27 protein-coding genes are annotated in these 24,188 nt (G+C 68.6%); 16 read left to right on the top strand and 11 right to left on the bottom strand.

Going from position 1 to position 24,188, the window contains the following annotated elements:
- The first annotated feature begins 58 nt into the window (after positions 1–58).
- The 3 genes from DDF67_RS06210 to DDF67_RS06220 all read left to right on the top strand — a co-directional run bounded on the left by DDF67_RS06210 (position 59) and on the right by DDF67_RS06220 (position 3,244).
- Positions 59–1,687, top strand: coding sequence for a family 43 glycosylhydrolase (locus tag DDF67_RS06210; protein ID WP_109100046.1), 1,629 nt, complete (start codon positions 59–61; stop codon positions 1,685–1,687).
- Between the two features lie 100 nt (positions 1,688–1,787).
- Positions 1,788–2,405, top strand: a complete 618-nt coding sequence (locus tag DDF67_RS06215; protein ID WP_109100047.1) for a DJ-1/PfpI family protein — start codon at positions 1,788–1,790, stop codon at positions 2,403–2,405.
- A gap of 17 nt (positions 2,406–2,422) precedes the next feature.
- Complete coding sequence (locus tag DDF67_RS06220) at positions 2,423–3,244, top strand: PhzF family phenazine biosynthesis protein (RefSeq protein ID WP_109100048.1); 822 nt, start codon at positions 2,423–2,425, stop codon at positions 3,242–3,244.
- Between the two features lie 9 nt (positions 3,245–3,253).
- Here the strand turns inward: DDF67_RS06220 and DDF67_RS06225 are convergent, their stop codons facing one another.
- Together DDF67_RS06225 and DDF67_RS06230 are read right to left on the bottom strand one after the other, a co-directional pair.
- Positions 3,254–3,601, bottom strand: coding sequence for a hypothetical protein (locus tag DDF67_RS06225; RefSeq protein WP_109100049.1), 348 nt, complete (start codon positions 3,599–3,601; stop codon positions 3,254–3,256).
- 133 nt (positions 3,602–3,734) lie between these two features.
- Entirely contained in the window at positions 3,735–5,621 is a 1,887-nt protein-coding gene (locus tag DDF67_RS06230; RefSeq protein ID WP_109100050.1) for an ATP-binding protein, read from the bottom strand.
- 164 nt (positions 5,622–5,785) lie between these two features.
- Here DDF67_RS06230 and DDF67_RS06235 point away from each other — a divergent pair, with 164 nt between their 5' ends.
- From DDF67_RS06235 to DDF67_RS06270, 8 genes are all read left to right on the top strand, one after another.
- Positions 5,786–6,130, top strand: a complete 345-nt coding sequence (locus DDF67_RS06235) for a hypothetical protein (RefSeq protein WP_109100051.1) — start codon at positions 5,786–5,788, stop codon at positions 6,128–6,130.
- Between the two features lie 60 nt (positions 6,131–6,190).
- Positions 6,191–6,616: a hypothetical protein gene (locus DDF67_RS06240; RefSeq protein ID WP_109100052.1), complete on the top strand. Its 426-nt coding sequence runs from the start codon at positions 6,191–6,193 to the stop codon at positions 6,614–6,616.
- 146 nt (positions 6,617–6,762) lie between these two features.
- On the top strand, positions 6,763–7,938 hold the full coding sequence (locus tag DDF67_RS06245; RefSeq protein WP_109100053.1) for a phosphoserine transaminase: 1,176 nt from the start codon (positions 6,763–6,765) through the stop codon (positions 7,936–7,938).
- Positions 7,939–7,943: 5 nt separating this feature from the next.
- Positions 7,944–8,423: a hypothetical protein gene (locus DDF67_RS06250; RefSeq protein WP_233247560.1), complete on the top strand. Its 480-nt coding sequence runs from the start codon at positions 7,944–7,946 to the stop codon at positions 8,421–8,423.
- 62 nt (positions 8,424–8,485) lie between these two features.
- Positions 8,486–10,063 carry a phosphoglycerate dehydrogenase gene (gene serA, locus DDF67_RS06255; protein WP_109100054.1) on the top strand — a complete coding sequence of 526 codons (1,578 nt, stop codon included), beginning with the start codon at positions 8,486–8,488 and terminating at the stop codon, positions 10,061–10,063.
- Positions 10,064–10,133: 70 nt separating this feature from the next.
- Positions 10,134–10,643 carry a hypothetical protein gene (locus tag DDF67_RS06260; RefSeq protein ID WP_109100055.1) on the top strand — a complete coding sequence of 170 codons (510 nt, stop codon included), beginning with the start codon at positions 10,134–10,136 and terminating at the stop codon, positions 10,641–10,643.
- A 110-nt stretch (positions 10,644–10,753) separates the two neighbouring features.
- A complete protein-coding gene (locus DDF67_RS06265) occupies positions 10,754–11,122 on the top strand; it encodes a VanZ family protein (protein ID WP_109100056.1) in 369 nt (122 codons plus the stop codon).
- A gap of 37 nt (positions 11,123–11,159) precedes the next feature.
- Positions 11,160–12,254, top strand: a complete 1,095-nt coding sequence (locus DDF67_RS06270) for an acyltransferase family protein (protein WP_109100057.1) — start codon at positions 11,160–11,162, stop codon at positions 12,252–12,254.
- Positions 12,255–12,388: 134 nt separating this feature from the next.
- Here the strand turns inward: DDF67_RS06270 and DDF67_RS06275 are convergent, their stop codons facing one another.
- The 4 genes from DDF67_RS06275 to DDF67_RS06285 form a co-directional block, all read right to left on the bottom strand.
- Entirely contained in the window at positions 12,389–13,102 is a 714-nt protein-coding gene (locus tag DDF67_RS06275; protein WP_109100058.1) for an HAD family hydrolase, read from the bottom strand.
- 14 nt (positions 13,103–13,116) lie between these two features.
- Positions 13,117–13,983, bottom strand: a complete 867-nt coding sequence (locus DDF67_RS06280) for a dienelactone hydrolase family protein (protein WP_109100059.1) — start codon at positions 13,981–13,983, stop codon at positions 13,117–13,119.
- A gap of 79 nt (positions 13,984–14,062) precedes the next feature.
- Positions 14,063–14,221, bottom strand: a complete 159-nt coding sequence (locus DDF67_RS25490) for a hypothetical protein (RefSeq protein WP_158278006.1) — start codon at positions 14,219–14,221, stop codon at positions 14,063–14,065.
- Between the two features lie 103 nt (positions 14,222–14,324).
- Positions 14,325–14,624: a DUF1272 domain-containing protein gene (locus DDF67_RS06285; protein ID WP_109100060.1), complete on the bottom strand. Its 300-nt coding sequence runs from the start codon at positions 14,622–14,624 to the stop codon at positions 14,325–14,327.
- 243 nt (positions 14,625–14,867) lie between these two features.
- Here DDF67_RS06285 and carA point away from each other — a divergent pair, with 243 nt between their 5' ends.
- Complete coding sequence (gene carA / locus DDF67_RS06290; protein WP_109100061.1) at positions 14,868–16,034, top strand: glutamine-hydrolyzing carbamoyl-phosphate synthase small subunit; 1,167 nt, start codon at positions 14,868–14,870, stop codon at positions 16,032–16,034.
- Between the two features lie 137 nt (positions 16,035–16,171).
- Positions 16,172–16,576: a globin family protein gene (locus tag DDF67_RS06295; protein ID WP_109100062.1), complete on the top strand. Its 405-nt coding sequence runs from the start codon at positions 16,172–16,174 to the stop codon at positions 16,574–16,576.
- A 144-nt stretch (positions 16,577–16,720) separates the two neighbouring features.
- Here DDF67_RS06295 and DDF67_RS06300 read toward each other — a convergent pair whose 3' ends face one another.
- The 3 genes from DDF67_RS06300 to DDF67_RS06310 form a co-directional block, all read right to left on the bottom strand.
- On the bottom strand, positions 16,721–18,328 hold the full coding sequence (locus tag DDF67_RS06300; protein WP_109100063.1) for a carboxylesterase/lipase family protein: 1,608 nt from the start codon (positions 18,326–18,328) through the stop codon (positions 16,721–16,723).
- 250 nt (positions 18,329–18,578) lie between these two features.
- Positions 18,579–19,193, bottom strand: a complete 615-nt coding sequence (locus DDF67_RS06305) for a pyridoxamine 5'-phosphate oxidase family protein (RefSeq protein ID WP_109100064.1) — start codon at positions 19,191–19,193, stop codon at positions 18,579–18,581.
- A gap of 48 nt (positions 19,194–19,241) precedes the next feature.
- Positions 19,242–19,604 (bottom strand): response regulator, encoded by a 363-nt coding sequence (locus DDF67_RS06310; RefSeq protein ID WP_233247561.1) that lies wholly within the window; start codon positions 19,602–19,604, stop codon positions 19,242–19,244.
- A 232-nt stretch (positions 19,605–19,836) separates the two neighbouring features.
- On the opposite strand from DDF67_RS06310, the gene DDF67_RS06315 reads away from it, so the two are divergent.
- Entirely contained in the window at positions 19,837–20,643 is an 807-nt protein-coding gene (locus tag DDF67_RS06315) for a crotonase/enoyl-CoA hydratase family protein (RefSeq protein WP_109100066.1), read from the top strand.
- A gap of 3 nt (positions 20,644–20,646) precedes the next feature.
- A complete protein-coding gene (locus DDF67_RS06320) occupies positions 20,647–21,300 on the top strand; it encodes a DUF3052 family protein (RefSeq protein ID WP_109100067.1) in 654 nt (217 codons plus the stop codon).
- A gap of 6 nt (positions 21,301–21,306) precedes the next feature.
- Here DDF67_RS06320 and DDF67_RS06325 read toward each other — a convergent pair whose 3' ends face one another.
- Positions 21,307–21,882 (bottom strand): hypothetical protein, encoded by a 576-nt coding sequence (locus DDF67_RS06325; protein ID WP_109100068.1) that lies wholly within the window; start codon positions 21,880–21,882, stop codon positions 21,307–21,309.
- Between the two features lie 179 nt (positions 21,883–22,061).
- Here DDF67_RS06325 and DDF67_RS06330 point away from each other — a divergent pair, with 179 nt between their 5' ends.
- The gene (locus tag DDF67_RS06330) at positions 22,062–22,535 is read left to right on the top strand and encodes a hypothetical protein (protein WP_109100069.1); all 474 of its coding nucleotides are present in this window, start codon (positions 22,062–22,064) and stop codon (positions 22,533–22,535) included.
- Between the two features lie 19 nt (positions 22,536–22,554).
- On the opposite strand, the gene DDF67_RS06335 is transcribed toward DDF67_RS06330, so the two are convergent.
- Positions 22,555–24,030 (bottom strand): flavin-containing monooxygenase, encoded by a 1,476-nt coding sequence (locus tag DDF67_RS06335; protein ID WP_109100070.1) that lies wholly within the window; start codon positions 24,028–24,030, stop codon positions 22,555–22,557.
- Positions 24,031–24,188 lie beyond the last annotated feature (158 nt).

Raw genomic sequence — 24,188 nt, forward strand, 5'->3', positions numbered from 1 at the left:
ACCGGGGCGCAGCGCTCTACGGAAATTGATAGCGCTATCATTTTCGTGAGCGACCCCCATGGCCCTGCCGCGCCGCACTCTGTTCAAAGGCCTCCTGGCGGGCGCCGCCGCCGCGCCGGCCCCGGCCGCGCAAGCCGCAGAGGCCAAGCCGGCCGACAAGGTCGCCCCGACCTGGGGCAAGGGTCCCGACGGTCGCCGCGTCGCCGACCGGGGCGACGGCACGTACCTGAACCCCATCATCTCGGGCGACCACCCGGACCCGACGATCCTCAAGGACGGCGAGGTCTACTACATGACCTTCTCGTCGTTCCTGGCCTATCCGGGCCTGGTGATCTGGAAGTCGACGGACCTCGTGAACTGGACCCCGGTCGGCCCGGCGCTGAAGAAGCCGCTCGGCACGATCTGGGCGGTGGATCTGGTCAGGCACGAGGGCCGCTACTTCATCTACATCCCGGCCGATCCGACGGGGAAGGGCTGGTCGATCTTCGCCATCTGGGCCGACAGCATCGAGGGGCCGTGGAGCGACCCGGTCGACCTGAAGATCAGCGGCTGCATCGATCCGGGCCACGTGGTCGGCGAGGACGGCAGGCGCTATCTTTTCGTCAACGGCGTGCGCAAGATCCGCCTCGCCGACGACGGCCTGGCCACCGACGGCCAACTGGAAAAGGCCTACGACCCCTGGCGCTATCCCGACGACTGGATCGTCGAGAACTTCGCGCCCGAAGGTCCCAAGCTCCTGCGCCACAACGGCTGGTTCTACCTGATCACCGCCGTCGGCGGCACGGCCGGGCCGGTCACCGGCCACATGGTCATCGCCGCCCGCTCGCGCTCGGTGCACGGCCCCTGGGAGCACTGCCCGCACAACCCGCTGGTGCGCACGCGCAGCAAGGACGAGCCCTGGTGGTCGCGCGGCCACGCCAGCCTGGTCGAAGGCCCGGCCGGCGACTGGTGGATGGTCTATCACGGCTACGAGAACGGTTACTGGACGCTGGGCCGCCAGACCCTGCTGGAGCCCATCGAATGGACCGCCGACGGCTGGTTCAAGCCCCTGGGCGGCGATCTCTCCAAGCCCATCCGCAAGCCGCGCGGCGGCAAGGCAGGACCCTCGGGCCTGTCGCTGTCGGACGACTTCTCGGCCGACCGCATGGGCGTGCAGTGGGCCTTCCACGAGCCGAAGCCCGACGAGGCCGCCCGCGCGACCTACGGCGGCAAGGCCCTAACCCTGAAGGGCAGGGGGACCTCGCCGATCGACAGCTCGCCCCTGACCTGCATCGTCGGCGACCGGGCCTACGAGGCCGAGATATCGCTGGACCTGACGGGGGAGGCCGAGGCCGGAATCCTGCTGTTCTACAATCACAAGGCCTTCGCCGGCCTGGGCTTCACGCCGAACGCGCTGAAGACCTTCCAGTATTCCGAGGAGCTGGCCTGGGCGCGGGTCCCGCACGAGGCCCGCAGCCTGCGCCTGAAAATCCGCAACGATGAGCACGTCGTCACCTACTGGTATTCCCATGACGACGGCGCGACCTGGACCCGGCACGGCACGCGGATGGAGGTGTCGGGCATGCATCACAATGTGTTCGGCGGCTTCATCAGCCTGAAGCTGGGAATCTATGCGGCCGGAAGCGGCCAGGTGCGGCTGCGGAACTTCGTCTACCGCGCCGGCCTGCCCAAGGTCGTCGAGAGCTAGGCCAGATCGGGCGCGGAGTATTGTCACTGTGGCAATACTCCTTTTGCTTCATGGATCATTGCCCGTTACCGCTTGGGTCTCGCCCTGACAGGAGGCCCTGGTGCGGATCGCGGTTCTGACGTTCGACGGCTTCAACGAGCTGGACTCGTTCATCGCCTCGGCGATCCTGGGTCGCATGAAGGCGCAAGGCTGGACGGCCCATATCGCCGCGCCGACACCGGAAGTCACCTCGCTGAACGGCGTCACCATCCAGCGCCAGCAGCCGCTCGAATTCGTCGCCGAGGCCGACGCCGTGCTGATCGGCAGCGGCTCCAAGACGCGCGAGATCGCCGCCGACGCGGGCCTGCTGTCGCGCATCGCGCTGGACCCGGCGCGCCAGCTGATCGGCGCGCAATGCTCGGGCGCGCTGCTGCTGGCCAGGCTCGGCCTGATCGGCGACCTGCCGGCCTGCACCGACCTGACGACCAAGCCGTGGGTGATCGAGGCCGGCGTGAAGGTGCTGGACGCGCCGTTCGTCGCCCACGGCAATGTCGCCACCGCCGGCGGTTGCCTGGCCTCGCAGTATCTGGCCGCCTGGACGATCGCCCGGCTGGCCGGCCTGGAGCAGGCGCAGGCCGCCATCCACTACGTCGCGCCGGTGGGGGAGAAGGACGTCTACGTCGCCCGCGCCCTGGCGGCGATCACCCCCTACCTGCCGGCGTTCAACGTCGCGGCCTGAGTTCGAGGAGCCCTTCCATGCGCCAATGGACCATCGACGCGTTTGCGTCCGCGCCCTTCATGGGCAACCCCGCCTGCGTGGTCGAACCGTTCGACCGGTGGCCGTCCGACGCCTGGATGCAGGCCCTGGCGGCCGAGAACAACCAGGCCGAGACGGCCTTCCTGCTGAAGACCGCCGATCCCGCCCGCTACGGCCTGCGCTGGTTCACCCCCGCGATCGAGGCGCCGTTGTGCGGCCACGCCACCCTGGCGGCCGCCCACGCCCTGTTCGTCGAGCTGGGCGTCGAGGTCGAGGAACTGGCCTTCGACACCCTTTCGGGCGAGCTGCGGGTCAGGCGCGACGGCGAGCGGCTGGAAATGGATTTCCCCGCCGATCCGCCGCGCCGGGTCGAGACGCCGGCGGGGCTGGCCGAGGCGCTGGGCGCCGAGGTGGTCGAGACCTGGGCCGGGGCCTATCTGATCGCGGTGCTGGCGGACGAGACGACAGTGCGCGGGCTGAAGCCCGACTTCGGCGCCCTGAACCGCCTGGACGGCGGCGCGAGCGCGGGGCCGGGTCAGGTGATCGCCGTGTCCACGGCCGATCCGGGAGCGGCCTATGCCGTGGTCAGCCGGTTCTTCGCCCCGGCCTTCGGCATTCCCGAGGACCCGACCACGGGCTCGGCCCACTGCCTGCTGATGCCGCTGTACGGCGACAAGCTGGGCAAGACGTCTCTGGAGTTCCACCAGGCCTATCCCGGCCGGGGCGGGGACCTGTCATGCGAAAACCGCGGCGCGCGCGTGATCCTGCGCGGCCGCGGCCTTACGGTGGTGGAGAGCCGGCTCCGGGTGGAGCCGGCCTGATCGTCGCCGTTACCAGCGGTTGGGGCCGCCGCGACCGTAGCCGTGGCCGTAGTCGCGGTCGTTACGCTCGTAGCGGATCTGGGCGCCGATGCGGTCCAGGCGACGGTCGAGGTCGGCGCGTTCCCAGCCGTTCAGGCCGCCGGCGCGGTAGCGGTATTCGAGACGGGCCACTTCGCGCAGTTCGCCCTGCAGGCGGCGGGCTTCGTGGCGGGTCAGGTCGCCGGTGCGCACGCCGCGGTCGATCCGCTGTTCGAGCTGCGCCTGGCGCTGGTTGACGGGCTGGGCCATGGCCGCGGCGGGGACGGTGGCGGCCGCCAGGGCCGAGACCGCAACGATCGGCAGAATGATCTTCTTCATCGGTTCGGTTCCTTTCAACTGGTCCGCCGTCGATGTCGGCGGCGTTGATGAGAAGAAACCACGTCCCGCCTGAAGCGGTTCTGAGCCCGTCGTTATGTTGGGTTCATCTACCTGAAGTCGCCGTAATGGCCGATCAGGCCGCCTCGGCCGCGCCGAGGCGGGCGGCCGAGGCCACCGCGTCCTCGATGGCGGCGTAGAGCTTGGTGACCTCGATCGGCTTGGCCACGTGGCCGTCCATGCCGGCCGCCAGATAGCCCTCGACCTGATGGACGAGGGCGTTGGCGGTGACCGCCACGATCGGCGTGCGCGGGCGGCCCTCGGCCTTTTCCAGCGAGCGGATGGTGCGGGCGGCCTCGACGCCGTCCATCACCGGCATGTGGATGTCCATCAGGATCACGTCGTGACCGCCGGCGCGCCAGGCCTCGACGCAGGCGGCCCCGTCGGCGACCAGCGCCACCTCGGCGCCCAGTGGCGCGAGCACGGCGGCGATGACCTTCTGGTTGGTCAGGTTGTCGTCGGCGGCCAGCACGCGCAGGCGGCGCGGGGCGCTGTCGTCGCCAGCCTCGACGGCGGCCGGCGCGGCGGCGGGAACCTCGCCCTGGCCGCGCGGCATGGCGACCACGACGGTGAAGGTCGAGCCCTGGCCTTCGCGGCTCTGGACGTGGATGCCCCCGCCCATGACGGCGGCCAGCTCGCGGCAGATCGACAGGCCCAGGCCCGAGCCGCCGAAGCGGCGGGTGGTCGAGCTGTCGGCCTGGACGAACTTGTCGAACAGGCGCGGCACGGTGTCGGCGGCGATGCCGATGCCGGTGTCGGTGACGTCGATGCGCAGGCCAGACCCGTCCTCGGCCGAGGCGAAACGGACCGAGACCGCGCCTTCCAGCGTGAACTTCAGGGCGTTGGAGACCAAGTTGTTGAGAATCTGGCGCAGGCGGTCGACGTCGCCGCGCCAGCTGCCCAGGGCCTCGGGGGCGACCATGACGCCGAAGTCCAGGCCCTTTTCGCGGGCCTGGCCGACGAAGGTCTCGCGCAGCGAGCCGGCCAGGTTGGATAGGTCGAAGTCGCGCTCGACCAGCTCCAGGCGCCCGGCCTCGATCTTCGACAGGTCGAGCACGTCGTTGAGCACGGCCAGCAGCAGGCCGCCGGACTCGCGGATCACCGACAGGCGCTCGCGCTGGCGGGCCGACAGATCGTCCATGGCCATGACCTCGGTCATGGCCAGCACGCCGTTCAGGGGCGTGCGGATCTCGTGACTCATATTGGCCAGGAAGTGCGACTTCAGCACGTTGGCGGCGTTGGCGTCGTCGCGGGCCTTGACCAGCTCGCCCATGGCCGAGCGCAGGTCGTGGTCGTTGGCCTCGAGGCGCGAGACCAGGTGGTTGAAGCTGTCGGTCAGGCTGTGGAAGACGTCGTCGTCGCTGGCCTGCTGGACGGGGCTGTAGCGACCGCCCTGGGCCATGTCGTGCATGGCGTCCGACAGCCGCTGCATCGGCCGCGTCATCCGCCGGGCCAGGCTGTTGGCCAGCAGGATCGCCAGGCCCGCGGCGCCGAAGAACAGCGCGCCGGTCAGGGCCAGGTCGCGGGCGAGGATCTCGACCAGGCTCGGCTGGCGAGCCACCAGGGCCAGCTCGCCGACCTTGCGGCCCTGCAGCACGACCGGGCGGGTCAGGGTTTCGACATTGGCCTCGTTGTCGACGCCGATGCGCGCGACGGTCTGGCCGGAAAGATCGGTAAGGCGCGCGCCGGCCACGTGCGGGGCGCGGATGACGGCGTCCAGCGCGCGGCTGGCGCCGACGGAATTGTGGTCGGCCAGGGCGGGGGCCGCGCCGGCGGCGACCATCTCGGCGAGGACGCGGTGGTTCTCGCGGGCTTCCTGGCGGGCGACGCTCCATTGCTGGAGCATGAAGCACAGGCATGCGGCGGTGAGGGCGGCGACCGTGGTGCCCAGCGCCACGCCGGCGATTCGCGCCTGCAAGGGCGCGTGGGCGGCGGCTTCGGAATTACGGCGCGTGTCGTCCATGGGCCTTCCGCAGGTCAAACATGGCCATTTTGCCGCAAGGTTCCTAACGACTCGCTTCCAGTCCCAGGTGCAGTCGCGACAAAACAACGCTAGGGCGCATTTTCGATTGCGGCCGCGTTAATGATTCGTTTACCTAATCACTCGGTTCTCTGGAGGAGTCGGGTGTGGAAAAAGTTTTCGTAGCTCAACGTGTCGCCAATAAACTGTTCGCGACCGAGAACGCCGTTGATACGGCGATGATGGAAGCCGCCGAGCTGATGGCGGACATGCTGAAGGCCCGTAAGGACCTTGGCCTGTCTGCGGTCGTCGGCGACAAGGCCAGCGCCAAGCTGGTCGAGGCCCTGGCCGCGCTGGGAGAAGCCCGCAGCGCCATGGTCGACATGCATGGTCAGCTGAACGAAGTGAAGCTGCGCATGGGCATCCGCACCAAGCTGGCGGGTGTAGAAGACAAGTCGGGCGATCTGGGCGGCCAGACCGGCCATGCGGAAGGTCTTCGCACCGTCGCCTGACGGCAAAGTTGCAAGACTTTAACTTAGCAGGGCCCCTAATTTGCGTTAGGGGCCTTTCGCATGCTTGCTAGCGCCATCTCCGCCGCGATCTGGATTGCGATCGTCTCGCTGGTGGCCTTCGCATGGCTGAAGGGAAGCCGTCCCGAACGCATGGGGTCGCTGGCCGTGCTGCTGGGCGCCCTGGCCGTGATGATCACCCACAAGCTGTTGCCGGAAGGCGCGCAGGCCTTCGTGCTGCTGGTCATCGACGCGGCCCTGGCGGCGGCCTTCCTGCTGCTGGCGATGCGCTTCGTCAGTCCGTGGCTTGGCGTGGCGATGCTGCTGCAGGCCGTGCAGTTCAGCCTGCACGCCTACTATCTCGTGGTCGAGAAGCCGCACGACTACCTCTACAGGAGCGTCAACAACATCAACACGATCGGCGTGCTGGTGGCGGTTCTGGTCGGAACGGTCCTGGCCTGGCGGCGAAACGTCAGAGCGGCAAAATAATTCCTTCGCCAGACAATCAGTCGCGGCGCGTGGAATAAAATTTCAAAAAATCGATCTTGCCTTCCCGGCGAAAACGCGGTTTCTCGCCGGCGGGCCACGCCCCCCCAACGGGGCGCAGTCCATCTGTAAGGATGGGAGACATCGCTATGACTACCCTCGCCAAGCCGGCAATCCGTCCGGCTCGCCCCGAGTTCTCTTCCGGGCCTTGCGCCAAAAGGCCAGGCTGGACCCCCGAAAATCTGAGGAACGCGGTCCTTGGCCGTTCGCACCGCTCCAAGCTGGGCAAGGCGCGCCTGAAGGCCGCCATCGACCAGACGCGCCAAGTGCTGGAAGTGCCCGCCGAGTTCCTGATCGGCATCGTCCCCGGTTCGGACACCGGCGCCGTCGAGATGGCGATGTGGTCGATGCTGGGCGCCCGCCCCGTGCAACTGATGGCCTTCGAGTCCTTCGGCAAGGACTGGGTCACGGACGTCACCAAGCAACTGAAGCTGCCGGACGTCGAGGTGCTGAGCGCCCCGTACGGCGAGCTGCCCGACACCGCCAAGGTCGATCCGGCCAAGGATCTGGTCTTCACCTGGAACGGCACGACCTCGGGCGTGCGCGTGCCCAACGCCGATTTCATCTCGGCCGACCGTGAAGGCATCACCATCTGCGACGCCACCAGCGCCGCCTTCGCCCAGGACCTGGACTGGACCAAGCTGGATGTCGTGACCTTCTCCTGGCAGAAGGCGCTGGGCGGCGAGGGCGCGCACGGGATCCTGATCCTGTCGCCGCGCGCCGTGGCCCGCCTGGAAAGCTATGTCCCGGCCTGGCCGATGCCCAAGCTGTTCCGCATGACCAAGAACGGCAAGGTGACGCTGGACCTGTTCGAGGGCGCGACGATCAACACCCCGTCGATGCTCTGCGTGGAAGACGCGCTGGACGCCCTGCAATGGGGTGCCTCGATCGGCGGCCTGGAAGCCATGCAGGGCCGCGCCGACCAGAACCTCAAGGTGCTGGCCGACTGGGTCGAGAAGACGCCTTGGGTCGACTTCCTGGCCGCCAGCCCGGAAATCCGCTCCAACACCTCGGTGTGCCTGAAGGTGGTGGACGCCCAGATCGCCGCCCTGCCGGCCGACGCCCAGGCCGATTTCGCCAAGAAGCTGGCCAGCCTGCTGGAGAAGGAGGGCGCGGCCCTCGATATCGGCGGCTATCGCGACGCTCCGGCCGGCCTGCGCATCTGGTGCGGGGCCACGGTCGAGGCCTCGGACCTGGAAGCCCTGACCCCGTGGCTCGACTGGGCCTTCGCCGAAACCAAGGCCGCCACGCTCCAGGCGGCCTGAAGCCGGTGTTCGCCGATCCCCTGACGCAGCGCCTGGCCGACTTCGTCATCGGCATCGGCATCGACGTCACGGCGGGCGAGCTGCCCGACGACACCTTTCTCCCCGGCGTGGATATCCGCTCCGGGGGACTGGTGATCGACGAGAAGCATCTCGCCCATCCCGGCGACATCCTGCACGAGGCCGGCCATATCGCCGTCAGCGAGCCGCAGAGCCGCAAGGCCGAGCGGTTCGAAGCCACCGACGGCGAAGAGCTGGCCACGCTGGCCTGGTCGTGGGCCGCCCTGACCCACCTGGAGCTCGACCCTGCGGTCGTCTTCCATCCGGGCGGCTACAAGGGCGAGGCCGAGTGGCTGCTCGAGACCTTCGCTTCGGGGGGCGCCATGGGCGTCCCGCTGCTTCAGTACTACGGCCTCACGCTCGAGCCGCGACAGGCGGCCGAGCGAGGGGTCGCTCCCTTCCCGAACATGCTGCGCTGGCTTCGCTGAGCGCGGCTCTTCCGACCCGAACAACGCGGCCCCACGGGCCGCCGCCGACACAGGAACACCACATGGCTCCCCGCGTCCTCATCGCCGACAAGCTTTCCCCCGCCGCCGTCGAGATCTTCAAGAACCGCGGCCTGGACTTCGACATCAAGGTCGGCCTGTCCAAGGACGAACTGATCGCCGTCATCGGCGACTATGACGGCATCGCCATCCGCTCGGGCGCCAAGCTCGACAAGGACGTGATCGCCGCCGCGGGCAAGCTGCAGGTCATCGCCCGCGCCGGCATCGGCGTCGACAACGTCGACATCCCGGCCGCGACCGCCAAGGGCGTGGTGGTGATGAACACCCCGTTCGGCAACTCGATCACCACGGCCGAGCACGCCATCGCCATGATGTTCGCCCTGGCCCGCCAGATCCCGGCCGCCGACGCTTCGACGCAGGCGGGCAAGTGGGAGAAGAACCGCTTCATGGGCGTGGAGCTCTACGCCAAGACCCTGGGCCTGATCGGCGCCGGCAACATCGGCGGCATCGTCGCCGACCGTGCGCTGGGCCTGAAGATGAAGGTCGTGGCCTACGACCCCTTCCTGAGCCCCGAGCGCGCCATCGAGATGGGCGTCGAGAAGGTCGAGCTGGAAGAGCTGCTGGCCCGCGCCGACGTCATCACCCTGCACACCCCGCTGACCGACAAGACCCGCAACATCCTGTCGGCCGAGAACCTGGCCAAGACCAAGAAGGGCGTGCTGATCGTCAACTGCGCCCGCGGCGGCCTGGTCGACGAAGTCGCCCTGCGCAAGCTGCTGGACGAGGGCCACGTGGCCGGCGCCGGCTTCGACGTGTTCGTCACCGAACCGGCCAAGGAAAACCCGCTGTTCGGTTCGGACAAGGTCGTGGCCACCCCGCACCTGGGCGCTTCCACCTCGGAAGCCCAGGAGAACGTGGCCCTGCAGGTCGCCGAGCAGGTCAGCGACTATCTGCTGACCGGCGCCGTCACCAACGCGCTGAACAGCCCCTCGGTGAGCGCCGAAGAGGCCCCGAAGCTGAAGCCGTTCGTGGCGCTGGCCGAGAAGATCGGCGCCCTGGCCGGCCAGATGGTCGACTTCGGCATCAAGGCCATCGACATCGCCTTCGAAGGTGAAGTCGCCGCCCTGAACGTCAAGCCGCTGACCTCGGCCGCCCTGGCCGGCGTGCTCAAGCCCATGCTGGCCGAGATCAACATGGTCTCCGCCCCGGCCGTGGCCAAGGAGCGCGGCGTGACCGTCTCGGAAAGCCGCCAGGAAAAGAGCCCGACCTACGACTCGCTGCTGCGCGTCACCATCACCACCGAGAAGGGCAAGCGCGCCTTCGCCGGCACGGTGATCGCCGGCGCCCCGCGCGTCGTCGAGGTCAAGGGCATGGAGCTGGACGCGGGCTTCTCGCCGGCCATGCTCTACATCAACAACCTCGACAAGCCGGGCTTCATCGGCGCCCTGGGCATGCTGCTGGGCGAGGCGGGCGTCAACATCGCCACCTTCAACCTCGGCCGCGTCTCGGCCGACGAGGACGCCATCGCCCTGGTCGGCGTCGACCAGGCCCCGAGCGAAGAGCTGCTGGCCAAGATCCAGGCCCTGCCGCACGTGAAGGAAGCCCGCGCGCTGACCTTCTAAGGTCTGGCGCTCCAGGCTAGAGTTTGAGCCCCCGGCCAAGGCCGGGGGCTTTTTCTTTGAGGCGGGCGCGATGGATTTCTCGGACGAGCGATGGGCGGGTTTGATGGGCGGCTATGGCGCTCCCTACGATCCCCGTCCGGCCCTCCAGGCGATCGACGAGGCACGGAACGTCGAGGCCGCCTGGTCCGAGCTGTGGGAAGAGCTGCATCACCAAGGTGACGTGAACCTGGCCTCCTACGCCGCCGTGCCTCACCTGGCCCGGCTGGCCGCCGCCGACAAGGCGGGCGGCTATAATGCCTTCGCGCTGGCCGCGACCATCGAGCAGTCCCGCGCTTTCGAGCGTAATCCGCCGCCGCCCGACTGGCTGGCGTCCGCCTACGCGCAGGCCTGGGCTGCGCTTAGCGAGGCCGCGCTCGACACCTTGCGCACGGCCAACGACCCCGACGTGATCAGCAGCGCACTCGGCGTGGTGGCGATCCACAAGCGCATGCCGGTCCTGGGGCGCATGGCGCTGGATTTCTCGGAGGCCGAGCGGCTGGCGATCCTGGTCGAGGCCGGCTGGGAAGAAGCGGCGGCCTAAGCACTTTCCGTGCAGTCCCCGACAGAAAGCCGTGAAGGCCGCCGTCGGCCATTTTCACGCCCCAGGTGAGCGGCTAGGGCAGGGCTCACGCGTCTCTCCCAGGAGCCCGAATGTCCCGCAGCTTCAAGCGCAAGATCAACTGGCTGGCCTTCGCCGTCTTCGCCGCGGCGGCCGCCTATGCGTTCTGGAAGGCGGTCACGCCGGGCGACGACAGCGTCGGCCTGATCCCGTGGGACAAGGCCAAGCACTTCATCGTCTTCTACGTGCTGGCCGTGCTTGGGTGCCTGGCCTTGCCCAAGAGCCGGTTGTGGCGGATCGCGGCCGTCCTGGTGGCCTTTGGCGGACTGATCGAGATCGTGCAGCACTTCACCGGCCGCGACATGTCGTGGGGCGATCTCGTCGCTGACTTCTGCGGCGTAGCGGCGGCCTACGGCTACAGCATCGTCGGCGCGATCCGGAAGAAGCTGCCCGCCGGCTGAGCTTGACCGCCGTTAAGGCAGAGATCACGACTGCGGCGTGAAACCGTTCCCGCCGCTCAAGACCGATTCCGACGACATGCTGCACCTGGACGCCCTGCGGGCGTTGGGCGCGGTGCTGATCGTCGTCTTTCACTTCAACCGGTTCATCAACATCGACGGCCGCTGGCAGGCGGTGGACGACACGGTCAAGAGCTTCAGCCTGCTCGTCGACCTGTTCTTCGTCATCTCCGGCTACGTGATCAGCGCCGTCTATACGGGCCGGATCCGCACCGCGTCGGACTTCCGCTGGTTCCTGCAGAAGCGCGTGGCGCGGCTGATGCCGCTGCACTGGCTGACGCTGGGCGTGTTTATCGTCATCGCCGTCGCGGGTGTCATGGGCCTGGTCAACGACCGCGACCCCAGCCGCTACGATCCCGCCTGCGTCGTGCCCAACATCCTGAACCTGCAGGCGTTCGGCATCTGCCGGGCTCAGACCTTCAATTTCGTCAGCTGGTCGATCAGCGCCGAGTGGGCGATGTATCTGCTGCTGCCGGCGCTCTTCTGGCTGGCGATGAGGGGGACGGCCTGGCTGACCCTGGTGACGGCCGCGATCCTGGCGGTCCTGTTCGCCGCGCCGTTCTTCGCGCCCGACGCCCAGCCCTTCCACATGTGGACGGCCGATTTCGGGATCGCGCGGGCCGCGCCCGGCTTCCTGGTCGGCATGATCGCCTACCGGATCCGCGGGCCGCTGGGCCGCCTGCCGGGCGCGCGCTGGTGGTTCTTCGCCTCGTGCGCCGCCTTCGTCGCCGGCGCGGCGGTGCAGATGGAGCGGGGCCTGCTGCTGTTCGTCTGCTACGCCGTCGGCCTGCTGGGCGTGGCGGCCGACAATGCGCCGGTCAAGCCCGGCCCGGTCGTGCGCTGGCTGGCGCCGTGGGGGCAGCTTTCCTACTCGATCTACATGCTCCACCCGATCGCGCTGAAGATCGCCCTGAACTGGGTGGGCCTGGGCATGCTGCACCTGGATGGCGACGTCATGCGCCTGTGGTGCCTCTTCTGGGGCCTGGCGCTGATCCCGGTCAGCTACCTGTCGCTGATGTATTTCGAGAAGCCGGCGAGGGACGCCATCGCGCGGTGGGGTAAGAAAAAGTCCTGACCATCTCCCGGAGGGGAGAGGGAGGGGCCCATGCGGAGCATGGGAGGGTGAGGGGGGACGGCGTTCGACGTCGTGCCGGCACGCCGTCTTCTGTCCCTAACCCCTCATCCGTCGGCTACGCCGACACCTTCTCCCTATGGGAGAAGGGGCCTGGACACATGATCCACGAAGGCCGGCAGTTCGGCGATCGAGGCCAGTTCCACATAGCGATCGTGCCCGACCGGCGCCTCGGCGGCCTCGTGGGCCCAGACCAGCGGGTAAGGGATCAGCGCCCCCCAGGCCCCGGCCTCCAGCGCCGGCAGGATGTCGGACCGCATCGAGTTGCCGGCCATCAGGCCCTGCTCGGCCCCGGTGCCGTAGCGCTCGAACACCCGGCGATAGGTGCCCGCGTCCTTCTCCGAGACGATCTCGACGGCGGCGAACAGGTCGCCCAGGCCCGAGGCGGCCAGCTTCTGCTCCTGGTGCAGCAAGTCGCCCTTGGTGATCAGGATCAGGCGGTAGCGCCTGGACAGCTCGGCCAGGGCCTTTTCGACGCCGGGCAGGGGCTCCACCGGCTCGGTCAGCATCTCGCGCCCCACGGCCAGGATCTCGCGGATGACGCGGGTGGAGACCGCGCCGTCCGTCAGGTCCAGCGCGGTCTCGATCATCGACAGGGTGAAGCCCTTGGCCCCGTAGCCGTAGACGCGCAGGTTGCGCTTCTCGGCCGCCGCCAGCTGGCTGTTGATCCGATCCTCGTCGCCGAAGTCGGCCAGCAGTTGCACGAACCGCTGGTGGGTCAGGCGGAACAGGCTCTCGCAGTGCCAGAGGGTGTCGTCGGCGTCGACGCCGACCGTGGTGATGAGGCTCATGCCCTCCGTCTACATCAGCGCAGGGCGCGCTTGTAGAGGTCCAGAAGGTTGGTCCACGCCTGTTCGGCGGCGGCCTCGTTGTAGACCTGGCTGCCCTTGACCGTCCAACCGTGGGCGGCGCCGGCGAAGACCTCGACCTTGGCCGGGCGCTTGGCCTCGGCAAAGGCCGCCTTCAGCTTGTCCTTCACGTCGGGTTCCTTCTTGTCGTCGTTGTCGGCGACCTCGATCAGGTACTCGGCGTGGGTCTTGGGGATCAGCAGGTGCGGGCTGGTCGGATCGGCCGTGACCAGGCCCCCGCCATGGAAGCTGGCGACGGCGGCGATGCGGCCCGGCGCGGCGGCGGCGGTGCGGAACGACAGCGGACCGCCCATGCAGTAGCCCTGCACGCCGATCTTGCGGCCCTTGTCGGTTTCCGTCTGGGCGTCGAGGAAGGCCACATAGGCCAGGGCGTCCTTGTCGGTTCCCTCGGGCGTCACGGTGGCGCGCAGCGGCGTGATCTTGGCGCGGTCTTCGGGATTGGCGAAGTTGAAGGTCCCATCGATCACGGGGGCCTTCCTGGCGCGATAATAGAGGTTGGGCACCAGCACCACGTAGCCGGCGGCGGCCAGGCGGCGGCCCATGTCGCGGAACACGGGGCGCAGGCTCATGACGTCGGGCCAGATCAGCACGGCGGGCCACTTGCCCTTGCCGGCCGGCTTGAACAGCGCCGCGTCGGCCTCGCCGTCGGGCGTCTTGATGACGACGTCGGTCTCGACGACCTTGTCGTCGGCATGGGCGGCGGTGGCGGCCAGCCCGCCGACGGCGGCGGTCATCAGGCCGAACGTGCGGCGCGAGACGCGGGGGTCATGAACCAGGCCGGGGTGGATGTCGTCGTCGCACATCGCGCGGGCTCCCTTTCGAACAGGCGCCCGCACGGTGCACGACCTGACGCCGAAGGCAATCGGTCACGCGATCCTGGGTTCAGAAGCTGAGGAGGACGAACAGCACGCCGCTGATGACCACGCCCGCGCCCAGCATCATGCCGAGGGCCTGGCCGGCGAGGCTCTGACCGGGAAGTCGCGTCCAGGCGATCTTCGGCGCGCGCTTTTGGGCGGCTCGATCGTGGACGGCGGCGGTCATGATTCCATCTCCTCGTTTAAGCCCAAGCTTGTGGGGCCCGAGGAGTTAACGGCGAGGCGCCGCCAGCGGATGCAGGCGTGCGACCGATTGATCCAGGGTGCGCCTAAAGGGTCACACTCCAGCCGTCCCGACCGCTTCCGGGCGCGGCGGCGGGCGGCGGCCTGGCGCAGGCGGTGTGGGCCTTGTTGACCCGCCGCAGCGAGGCCGGAAAGCGGTGAAGCTTGCTGTCGGGGCGGATCGGCCGCGCCACCAGGTCGCCCTCGCAATTGGGGCAGACGCCGTGGAATCGGGCCTCTGCGCAATCGGCGCAGAAGGTGCATTCGAAGGTGCAGATGCGGGCCTGGTCGCTGTGGGGCGGCAGGTCGCGGTCGCAGCACTCGCAGTTTGGGCGCAGTTCGAGCAAGGGCCGTCCTCCCGTGTTCTTATGCGTTGAAGCCCCGCACCATAAGGGCTTGAGGGGCGTCGGCGCGAGGGGCTGCATCGAGAGATCACGGGAATGTGGGAGAGGCGGCGAAAAGCCGTGATCCGAGGGGTTGACCCCCCCGCCCACGACCCCTAAACACCCCGCCGTTTGCGCGGCGGGCGGGGTTCTCCCCGGCCCGCCTTTTTGCAACAATAACCACGCGTTCTGGAGGCGCTTTTCGAGATGTCCCAAGACCTTCTCCCCGGCGTCACCGGCGTTCTCGTCCTGGCCGACGGCACGGTGCTGCAAGGCGTCGGCTGCGGCGCGGTCGGCGATGCGGTCGGCGAGGTGTGCTTCAACACCGCCATGACCGGCTACCAGGAAATCCTGACCGATCCGTCCTACATGGCCCAGATCGTGGCCTTCACCTTCCCGCACGTCGGCAATGTCGGCGCCAACAGCGAGGACGTCGAGCAGGTCACGGGCGTGGCCGAGACGGCCGCCCGCGGCGCGATCTTCCGCGACGTGCCGACCGATCCGGCCAACTGGCGCGCCAACAGCGACTTCGACGGCTGGATGAAGCGCCGCGGCGTCGTGGGCCTGGCCGGCGTCGACACCCGCGCCCTGACCCGCAAGATCCGCGAGACCGGCATGCCGCACGGCGTGATCGCCCACGCGCCGGACGGCAAGTTCGACCTCGACGCCCTGAAGGCCAAGGCCCGCGACTGGTCGGGCGTGGTCGGCCTGGATCTGGCCAAGGACGCCTCGACCACCCAGACCTTCACCTGGGACGAAGGCCTGTGGTCGTGGCCGGCCGGCTACGCCAAGCTCGAGACCCCCAAGTACGAAGTGGTCGTCATCGACTACGGCGTGAAGCGCAACATCCTGCGCGCCCTGGCCCATGTGGGCGCCCGCGCCACCGTCGTTCCGGCCGGCACCTCGGCCGAGGACATCCTGGCCCGCAACCCGGACGGCGTGCTGCTGTCCAACGGTCCGGGCGACCCGGCCGCGACCGGCGAGTACGCGGTGCCCGAAATCAAGAAGCTGGTCGAAAGCGGCAAGCCGGTGTTCGGCATCTGCCTTGGCCACCAGATGCTGGCCCTGGCCCTGGGCGCCAAGACCGTGAAGATGGAGCAGGGCCACCACGGCGCCAACCATCCGGTCAAGGACCTGACCACGGGCAAGGTCGAGATCGTGTCGATGAACCACGGCTTCACGGTGGACAGCGAAAGCCTGCCTGAGCCGGTGCAGGAGACCCATGTCTCGCTGTTCGACGGCACCAACGCCGGCATCGCCCTGAAGGACAAGCCGGTGTTCAGCGTCCAGCACCACCCGGAAGCCTCGCCTGGCCCCACCGACAGCCTCTACATCTTCGAGCGCTTCGCCGGCCTGATGGACCAGGCGAAGTAACAAGACGAAACGCCCCGCCGAAAGGCGGGGCGTTTTTCGTTTCGGGTCCTGTCACGAAACCATCGCCCAGGGTTCACGCACCGCTTCAGCGACCCGTGTTAGCGTTTTGGCCGTTCCCCAATCCTTGCGAGGACGGCATGAGCGCCTATGAACGCATCGGCGGCGAGGCCGCCGCCCAGTCGGTGATCGACGACTTCTTCCAGCGCGCCCAGGGCGACGAGCGCCTTGCGGGCCTGTTCGGCGGCGAGATCCCGCCCGGCGCCCGCGCCGTGGTGGCCGGCGCCCTCGACCCCGAGGCCGGCGAGGCCCGCGGCGACCTGGAGCTGGCCCAGGTCTGGTTCGGCGCCAACGCCCTGGAGGACGACGAACTCGACCTGATCATCGGCCACCTGGCCGCCGCCCTCGAAGCCGCCGGCATCAGCGACGAGATCGCCGCCGACGTCGCCGACCAGATCGAACTCCTCCGCGACCTGGCCCTGGGCCCGGACGAGGAAGACTTCGACGACGAGGATGAGGACGAAGAGGGCGAGGTGGCGGCTTAAGCCGCCAGGAACCTCCCCCTCTGGGGGAGGCGGCCGAAGGCCGGTGGGGGGAAGTTGTCAGCTTCCCTGCTGCTGGCCGATCTCGCAGCTACGCCCCCCACCGATCGCTGCGCGATCGCCTCCCCCACAGGGGGAGGTTCTCTGTCACGTCCCGAACTGCGTGAACGGCACCTTGTTGAAGAGCTCGCGCTCGCCGCCGCGCGGGTCGTCGGCCATGCGGGTGGTCTCGTCGAACACCAGGGTCTGGCGGCGGGGCAGGGTGTAGGGCTCCCACCTGGGAATGGCCGCGCAGTTGGGATCGCCGGTGCGGGCGAAGGCGACGAAGGCGTCCATCATGGTGTTGGACATGGCCTGGCTGCGGGCGTCGGTCCCGACGATCGCGCCCTTGGCGTCCAGCGTGCCGAACACCAGGCAGATGTCCAGCGTGTGGGGCGCGCCCCAGATCCCGCCATCCTTGGGCGACTTCCAGTCCAGCTGGTAGACCCACGCAGGCGCGCGGGTCGGCGCGCGGGCCTCGGCCTGGAGGATCGCCGCCTTCCATGAGCGGCCGGCCGTAGAGGCGGCGAAATAGACGTCCGATGGCGAATAGTGCGGGTACATCCTGCGATAGGCCGCCACCACGCTGGCCGGATCGATATCGATGCGGGCGTTGAACTGGCTGGGCAGCTTCTCGACCACCTGGTCCCAGGTCATGTCGAACACCTTGGGATCGGAGCCCACGAAGCCGCGCGTCTCGTCATGGGTGTTGCCGCAGATCAGCGGCACGTCGAGGCCCAGCGGCGCGGCGTCGGGAAAGAACGGGTGGCGGGTCAGCGACCGCTCGTCCAGCACCGGACCCATATAGACTCCGCCCGAACCGGCCACCGGATCGACCGCCTTGAGGCCGGCCAGCAACTGGTCGGCGGGCAGGGCGCGCAGGGCCGCCAGGTCGTTGATCCCCAGCTTGTCGAGGAACAGCTTCGCGCGCTTGGTGGCGTTGAACGGGCCGCCGGCGGTGACCTGCTGGCCGCTCATGGTGACGGCGCGATGGAACAGGCCCTTGGCGGCCGGCATGGCCAGCAGCGTGGCGATCTTGGCGCCGCCGCCGGACTGGCCAAACAGCATGACCCGGTCGGGATCGCCGCCGAAGGCCTCGATGTTGTCGCGCACCCATTGCAGGGCCAGCACCAGGTCCAGCTGGCCGACATTGCCGCTGTCGGCGACGCTGGGGTCGTCGAACAGCCGGGCCAGATAGAGGTATCCGAAGGCGTTCAGGCGGTGGTTGACCGTCACCACCACTACGTCGCCGCGCCTGGCCAGGCGGGTTCCCTCGTACCAGGGGCTGCCTCCCGAGCCGCCGTTGTAGGCGCCGCCGTGGATGTAGAACATCACCGGCCGCTTGCCGCCGTCGGCCAGGCCGTTCTTCCCTGCCTTGGCCGGGGTCCAGACGTTGAGGAACAGGCAGTCCTCGGAAAGCGTCTCGCCTTCCTCTCCCTTGCCGGTCTGCATCGAGGCCGCGCCATAGGCCAGGGCGTCGGCGACGCCGGTCCAGGGCTGGGGCTTGCGGGGCGGAGCAAAGCGGTTCGCGCCGCCGGTGTCGGCCCCGTAGCGCAGGCCCTTGAACACATGCACGCCGTCGGCCGTAGTCGCGCCCCGCACCCTGCCGGCGGCGGTGGCGACGATCGGCGAACGATTGGGTTGGGCGGCGTAGGCGGGCAGGGCGCTGGCGGCGGCGGCCGCGCCGGCGGCCAGCAGCAGGCTGCGACGATCCATGGGGTCTTCCTCCAGCGCTTCTGACGAGCTTGGGCCATGGCTAGCACGAACCATGACACCGGTGACAATCCATTTTGCACGGGGAGATCGGGCGAGCGCCGCAACCAAAGAACCTCCCCTCGTGGGGGAGGCGGCCGAAGGCCGGTGGGGGGAAGTTCTCAGCTTCTGAAGAGCTGGCGGTCTCAACACCAACTCCCCCCACCGATCGCTGCGCGATCGCCTCCCCCACAGGGGGAGGTTTTCTCTGCTCTCACCACATCGACGCCGCCGCCCGGGCAGGCCAGGCCTCGTCGTAGGCCGCGCCGCCCACCTCGCCTTCGGTGATGGCCGCCAGCATGGCCCCGGCGCTCGGCAGGGTCTTTGGATCGACCTGGGCCCCGGCGTCCCACAGGCCCGCGCGCATCACCGCCCGGGCGCATTGGAAGTAGCATTCCTCGATGGTGACGATCAGGGCCGTGCGCGGCGCCTTGCCGTCGATCGCCAGGCGTTCAAGCAGCACCGGCTCGGCGCTGATCACCGCCCGGCCGTTGACCCGGAAGGTCGTGCCCGAGCCGGGGATCAGGAACAGCAGCGCCACGCGCGGGTCGCGGACGATGTTGCGCAGGCTGTCGATGCGGTTGTTGCCGCGCCGGTCGGGCAGGATCAGCGTGCGCTCGTCGGCTATGACGACCAGGCCGTGGGCGTCGCCGCGCGGGCTGCAGTCCAGGCCCTCGGGGCCGACCGTGGCCAGGGCCAGGAACGGCGAGGCCTCGACCAGGCGGCGGTAGTCGGGGGTCAGGCGGTCGCTGACCTTGGCGGTCGAGGCCGCCACGGGCGTCGGGCTGTAGATCGCCTCCAGCGCGTCGAGGGTGTCGATGATCGCCATGCGTCGTCTCCCGTTCGCCGGGAGCCTAGCAGCGGCGGGCCTTGCCTGTCAGGCCCGGCGGTCCAGCGCCTGCTGGCAGGCCTCGGCCAGGCGGCGGGGCGAGATCGGCTTGTCGACGATGGTGCGGCGGGCGTTGGCCAGCTGGTCGGCGTTGCCGGTGACGAACACCGTCGGAATGCGGCCCAGCTTCGCCTCGATGGCCTCGACCGCCTCCAGCCCCGTGCCGCCGATGATGCGGAAGTCGGCGGTGATCAGGTCGGGCGCGCGGGCCAGGGCGCAGGTCAGCGCTTCCTGGGGACTGTCGGCGATATCGAAGCTGGAATAGCCCTGGGCGGCCAGCAGGGCCTCGACCTCGAGCGCGATGAGGATCTCGTCCTCGATGATGAGCGCGTGGCCTTGGGACCGTTTCACTGCACTTAACGCCAATCCGCTGTCGTCCCTGACTAGACTACAACCCGAACTTTCAGTCCGCGCCAATCGATTTCGCGAGTCGACCCGCAGAAATGTGTTGCTGCACACAGGTAGGGTCACGCCGCCGTGATGGCGCCGCCCGCGCCGCGAGAGCGGGTTCAGGTCGTTTCCCTCCCTGGCCGAAAGCCTCTATGCAAAGGGAAAAACAAGATTGCAGGAGCGCCCCACACCCATGTCGTCCCAGCCCCTCGTCCTCACCGAAAAGCGCGGCCATGTCGCCATCCTCACCCTCAATCGCCCCGAGGCGATGAACGCCCTGGGCTCGCCGGGCGACGGCGACCAGGTGGCGGCCGCCTGCGAGGCGATCAACGACGACCAGGACGTCCGCTGCGTGATCCTGACCGGCGCCGGCAAGGCGTTCTCGGCCGGCGGCGACGTCAAGGCGATGAAGGCCCGCGAGGGTGCGTTCGGCGGCAACGGCGTGGCGGTGCGTGACGGCTACCGCAAGAACATCCACCGCATCGTGCGGGCCATCTACGGCCTGGAGGTCCCGTCGATCGCGGCGGTCAACGGCGCGGCCATCGGCCTGGGCTGCGACGTGGCCTGCATGACCGATATCCGCATCGCCGCCGATACGGCGAAGTTCGGCGTGACCTTCCTCAAGCTCGGCCTGATCCCCGGCGACGGCGGCGCCTGGCTGATGCCGCGCACCGTAGGCATGAGCCGCGCGGCCGAACTGCTGTTCACCGGCGACGTCATCGACGCGGCCAAGGCGGCCGAATGGGGCCTGATCAGCCGCGCCGTTCCCGCGGCCGACCTGATGGACGAGGCCCTGGCCCTGGCCGAAAGGATCGCCCAGCAGCCGCCGCACGCCTTGCGCATGGCCAAGAGTCTGCTCAAGCACGGCACGAGCGCGAGCTACGACACCCTGATGGAGATGAGCGCCGCCGCTCAGGCCATCGCACACCATACCGAGGACCACATGGAAGGCGTCGACGCCATTCTCGAAAAGCGCCAACCTAAGTTCCGGGGCGCCTGAGGCATGGGCAAGGAAGCGCGGGCCTGGGGCCAGCTCACCGACGGCGAAAGCGACGGCAAGCTCCTGTGGGAGCCGCCCAAGCTGATCTTCCGCGGGGCCGTGCGCGGCATCTACCAGGGCCACGCCCTGCGCGGAATCCGCGCCGAGGGGAACGACGTCGTCCTGTCCGACGGCACGCGCTTCACCCTCGATCCCGGCCAGGCCGACAAGTGGGTGCGCGCCATCCTCAATCCGCCCACGCGGCTGGACAAGCTGGGCGTGAAGCCGGGCATGACGGTGGTCGTGGACGGCGTCGACGACGAGGCCTTCCTTGAAGAGCTGGCGGGTCGTGTCGAGGCGCAGGTCGGACCCGGCGAGGATTTCGAGGACGTCGACCTCTTGTTTCTGGGCGTCGGCGATCTGGCCGAGCTTGACCGGCTCGAGGATCTGTCGGGCGTGCTGGCCGCCAGGGGCGCGATCTGGATCGTCGCCGAGAAGGGCAAGGGCGCGCCGCTGAAGGACGCCGAGATCCTGGCGGCCGCGCGGGGCGCGGGCTTCGTCGACACCAAGGTCTGCGCCTTTTCCAGGACGCACACGGCCCTGCGGTTCGTGCGGGGCAAGGGCGCAAGCGCGCCCATCGTCGTCGAAGACCAAGGCCTCGACGACGACGAGGAGTAGCTCGGGTCAGAACCGCTGCTTGCAGCCCTGCTTCTGGTGCACGCCGCGCAGGAAGCCGCGGCGGGCCAGGCCCGCGTCGCCCAGCGCTTCCAGGTGGCGGTCGGCCGGGGCTGCGCCCGAGATTTCGCGCACCAGGCTGCGGAACGGGATGATCGAGTTGACGATCGCCTTGCCGCCAGCCTCGGCCAGCTTGCCGGTGCGGTTTTCGGTGTACTCGTTGCCCGTCTGGTAGTCGGGACCCAGCACGTCGTTCAGCCGCTGGATCTCGGCCACGAGCTTGGCGCAGGTCTTCAGGCCCTTGAGGCCGTAGGGATCGGCCAGGGCCTCTTCCAGGATCGGCGGGATTTTCTTCTTCGACAGGCCGACGTCGCGGGCCGGCTGGCTGCCGATCTCCATGGACTTTTCGCGCCAGCCGTCGGGCCTGCCGTCGCCGTCCGCGTCCCGGGCGGGCGGCGGGGGCGGCTTGCTCGCCGCCGTGGCCGAGGGCGTCTTGGCGGGATAGGCCGGCTGGGCCGTGGCGCAGCCGGTGGCCAGGGTCGCCGCCGCGCCCAGAATGGCAATCTTCGTCAAAGTCGCGCGCATGACACCCCGCTCCACTGCTTCGCGCCCATCATAGGGTGATGAACGCCGATCAGGAACGGCAAGCTGAACCTTGGGTTCCAACGCGCGCGCAGCCCGACGTCCAAGGCCTGGCATTGATTTACATGAATGTGAATTGTACCGATGGTTGCGTCAAAAGCAAAAACAGCTGGGAGGCAACCATGTCCTGGATTTCGCGTCTGTCCGCGGCGGCCCTGACGGCGACGTTGCTCGCCGCCACGAGCGCCCACGCCCAAACCATCACGCCCAATCCCAACACCTTCACGATCACCGGTGGGATGAACATCGACCCGGGTGTGGCGACCTGCAACTTCACGATGACGTTCGACGTGCCCGCCGGCGGGGCCTCGGCGACGGTCACCAGCGCGGCCATCACCGGAGGCAGCAGCAACTGCCCGGCGATCACCTTCAAGGGGGCGCCGTGGAACGTCCGGGTGGGCGCGGGCAAGCTCTATGTCGACAACTTCGATCTGTTCGTGTTCCCCAACAATCCCTGCGGCGGCGGCACGCTCGAGATGGACTGGGTGACCAGCGCCACCACCAACGGCTACGGCTTCTTCTACTCTCAGATCGGCTGGTGCACGGTCTTCGGGGCGGGCGAGGTCAATTCCACGGTCCCGATCTACGTCAACTGACCGGGGAGGGCGGTGGCCGTCACGCCGCCGCCCTGGCCTGCTTGCGCCAGAAGCGCATCACCCCGTCGTCCAGCTTGCCCAGCCGCAGGGCGGCCAGGTCCAGGGCGTAGTTCTGGTGAACTTTCCACGGCGCCTTGGTTCCCTGCTTGGGGAACTTGTCCATGGCCCGCTGCACATAGCCCGACGAGAAGTCGAGCCAGGGCGTCGCGGCCATGCCCGGCTGGTCCAGATGCGGCACGCAGATGTCCATCCCCGCGCGGTCCATGTGGTTGATCAGCCGGCAGACATACTCGCTGGTCAGATCCGCCTTCAGCGTCCAGGAGGCGTTGGTGTAGCCGAAGGCCGAGGCCAGGTTCGGCACGTCGCTGAACATCATGCCCTTGTAGCTGAAGCCCTTGGCCAGATCGACGGAGCGCCCGTCGACCACCACCTCCATGCCGCTCATCAGCTGCATCCGCAGGCCCGTGGCGGTGACGACGATGTCGGCCGGCAGGGTCTTGCCCGACTTCAGCAGCAGGCCCTCTTCGGTGAAGCGGTCGATGTAGTCGGTGACCACCGAGGCCGAGCCGTTCCTGATCGAGTCGAACAGGTCGGCGTCGGGCACCAGGCACAGCCGCTGGTCCCAGGGATTGTAGCGCGGCGTGAAGTGGGTCTCGACGTCGTAGTCCTTGGGCAGTTGGTCGCGCACGAGGTTGATCAGCCGCTCCTTGGTCTTGGCCGGCTTCTTCCGGGCCAGGTTGAAGAACAGCATGGTGATCAGCACGTTCTTCCAGCGCGTGATCCCGTAGGCGGTCATGGCCGGCAGCTTCGCCCGCATCCAGTTGGCCAGGCCGTCTTCCGCCGGGCGCGAGACCACGTAGGTCGGCGAGCGCTGCAGCATGGTGACGTGAGCGGCCGTCTTGGCCATCTCCGGTACGATGGTCACGGCCGTCGCGCCGCTGCCGATCACCACGACAGTCTTGCCGGCGTAGTCGAGGGCCTCGGGCCAGTGCTGCGGGTGGACGATCTGGCCTGCGAAGTCCTCGGTCCCTTCGAAGTCGGGGGTGTAGCCGGCGTCGTAGGCGTAGTAGCCGGCGCACATATAGAGAAAGCCGCAGGCGATTTCGACAAGCTCGCCGGTGTCGACCCGCTCGGCCTGCACCGTCCAGCTGGCGGTCTGGCTGCTCCACTCGGCGCGGCGCACCTTGTGGCGAAAGCGGATGTGCTCGTTCACCCCGGCCTCGGTCGCGGTCTCGCGCACGTAGTTCAGGATCGACGGGCCGTCGGCGATGGCTTTCGCCTGCCGCCACGGCTTGAAGGCGTAGCCCAGGGTGTACATGTCGCTGTCGGAACGGATGCCCGGATAGCGGAACAGGTCCCAGGTGCCGCCGATGGCGTCGCGGGCCTCCAGGATGGCGTAGGTCTTGCCCGGGCAGCGCCGCGTCAGGTGATGGGCCGCGCCGACGCCCGAAAGGCCCGCGCCGACGATCAAGACGTCGAAATACTCCGTGCTCATGGCCGTCTCCGTCCCCGCTGGTCCGGTGAGCCCGGATCCTGTTTTAAGTGAACGCTGTTCACTGCAGAAAACGACCGTTTGGACCCGACGTCAATTGCGGCGCGTGCGGCGACGTCGGTTTTCATTGCGCATGGTCCTCCTGCCCGCGTATGCGGAAG

Origin of the sequence: Caulobacter endophyticus, assembly GCF_003116815.1 — a bacterium.
Lineage (GTDB): Bacteria > Pseudomonadota > Alphaproteobacteria > Caulobacterales > Caulobacteraceae > Caulobacter > Caulobacter endophyticus.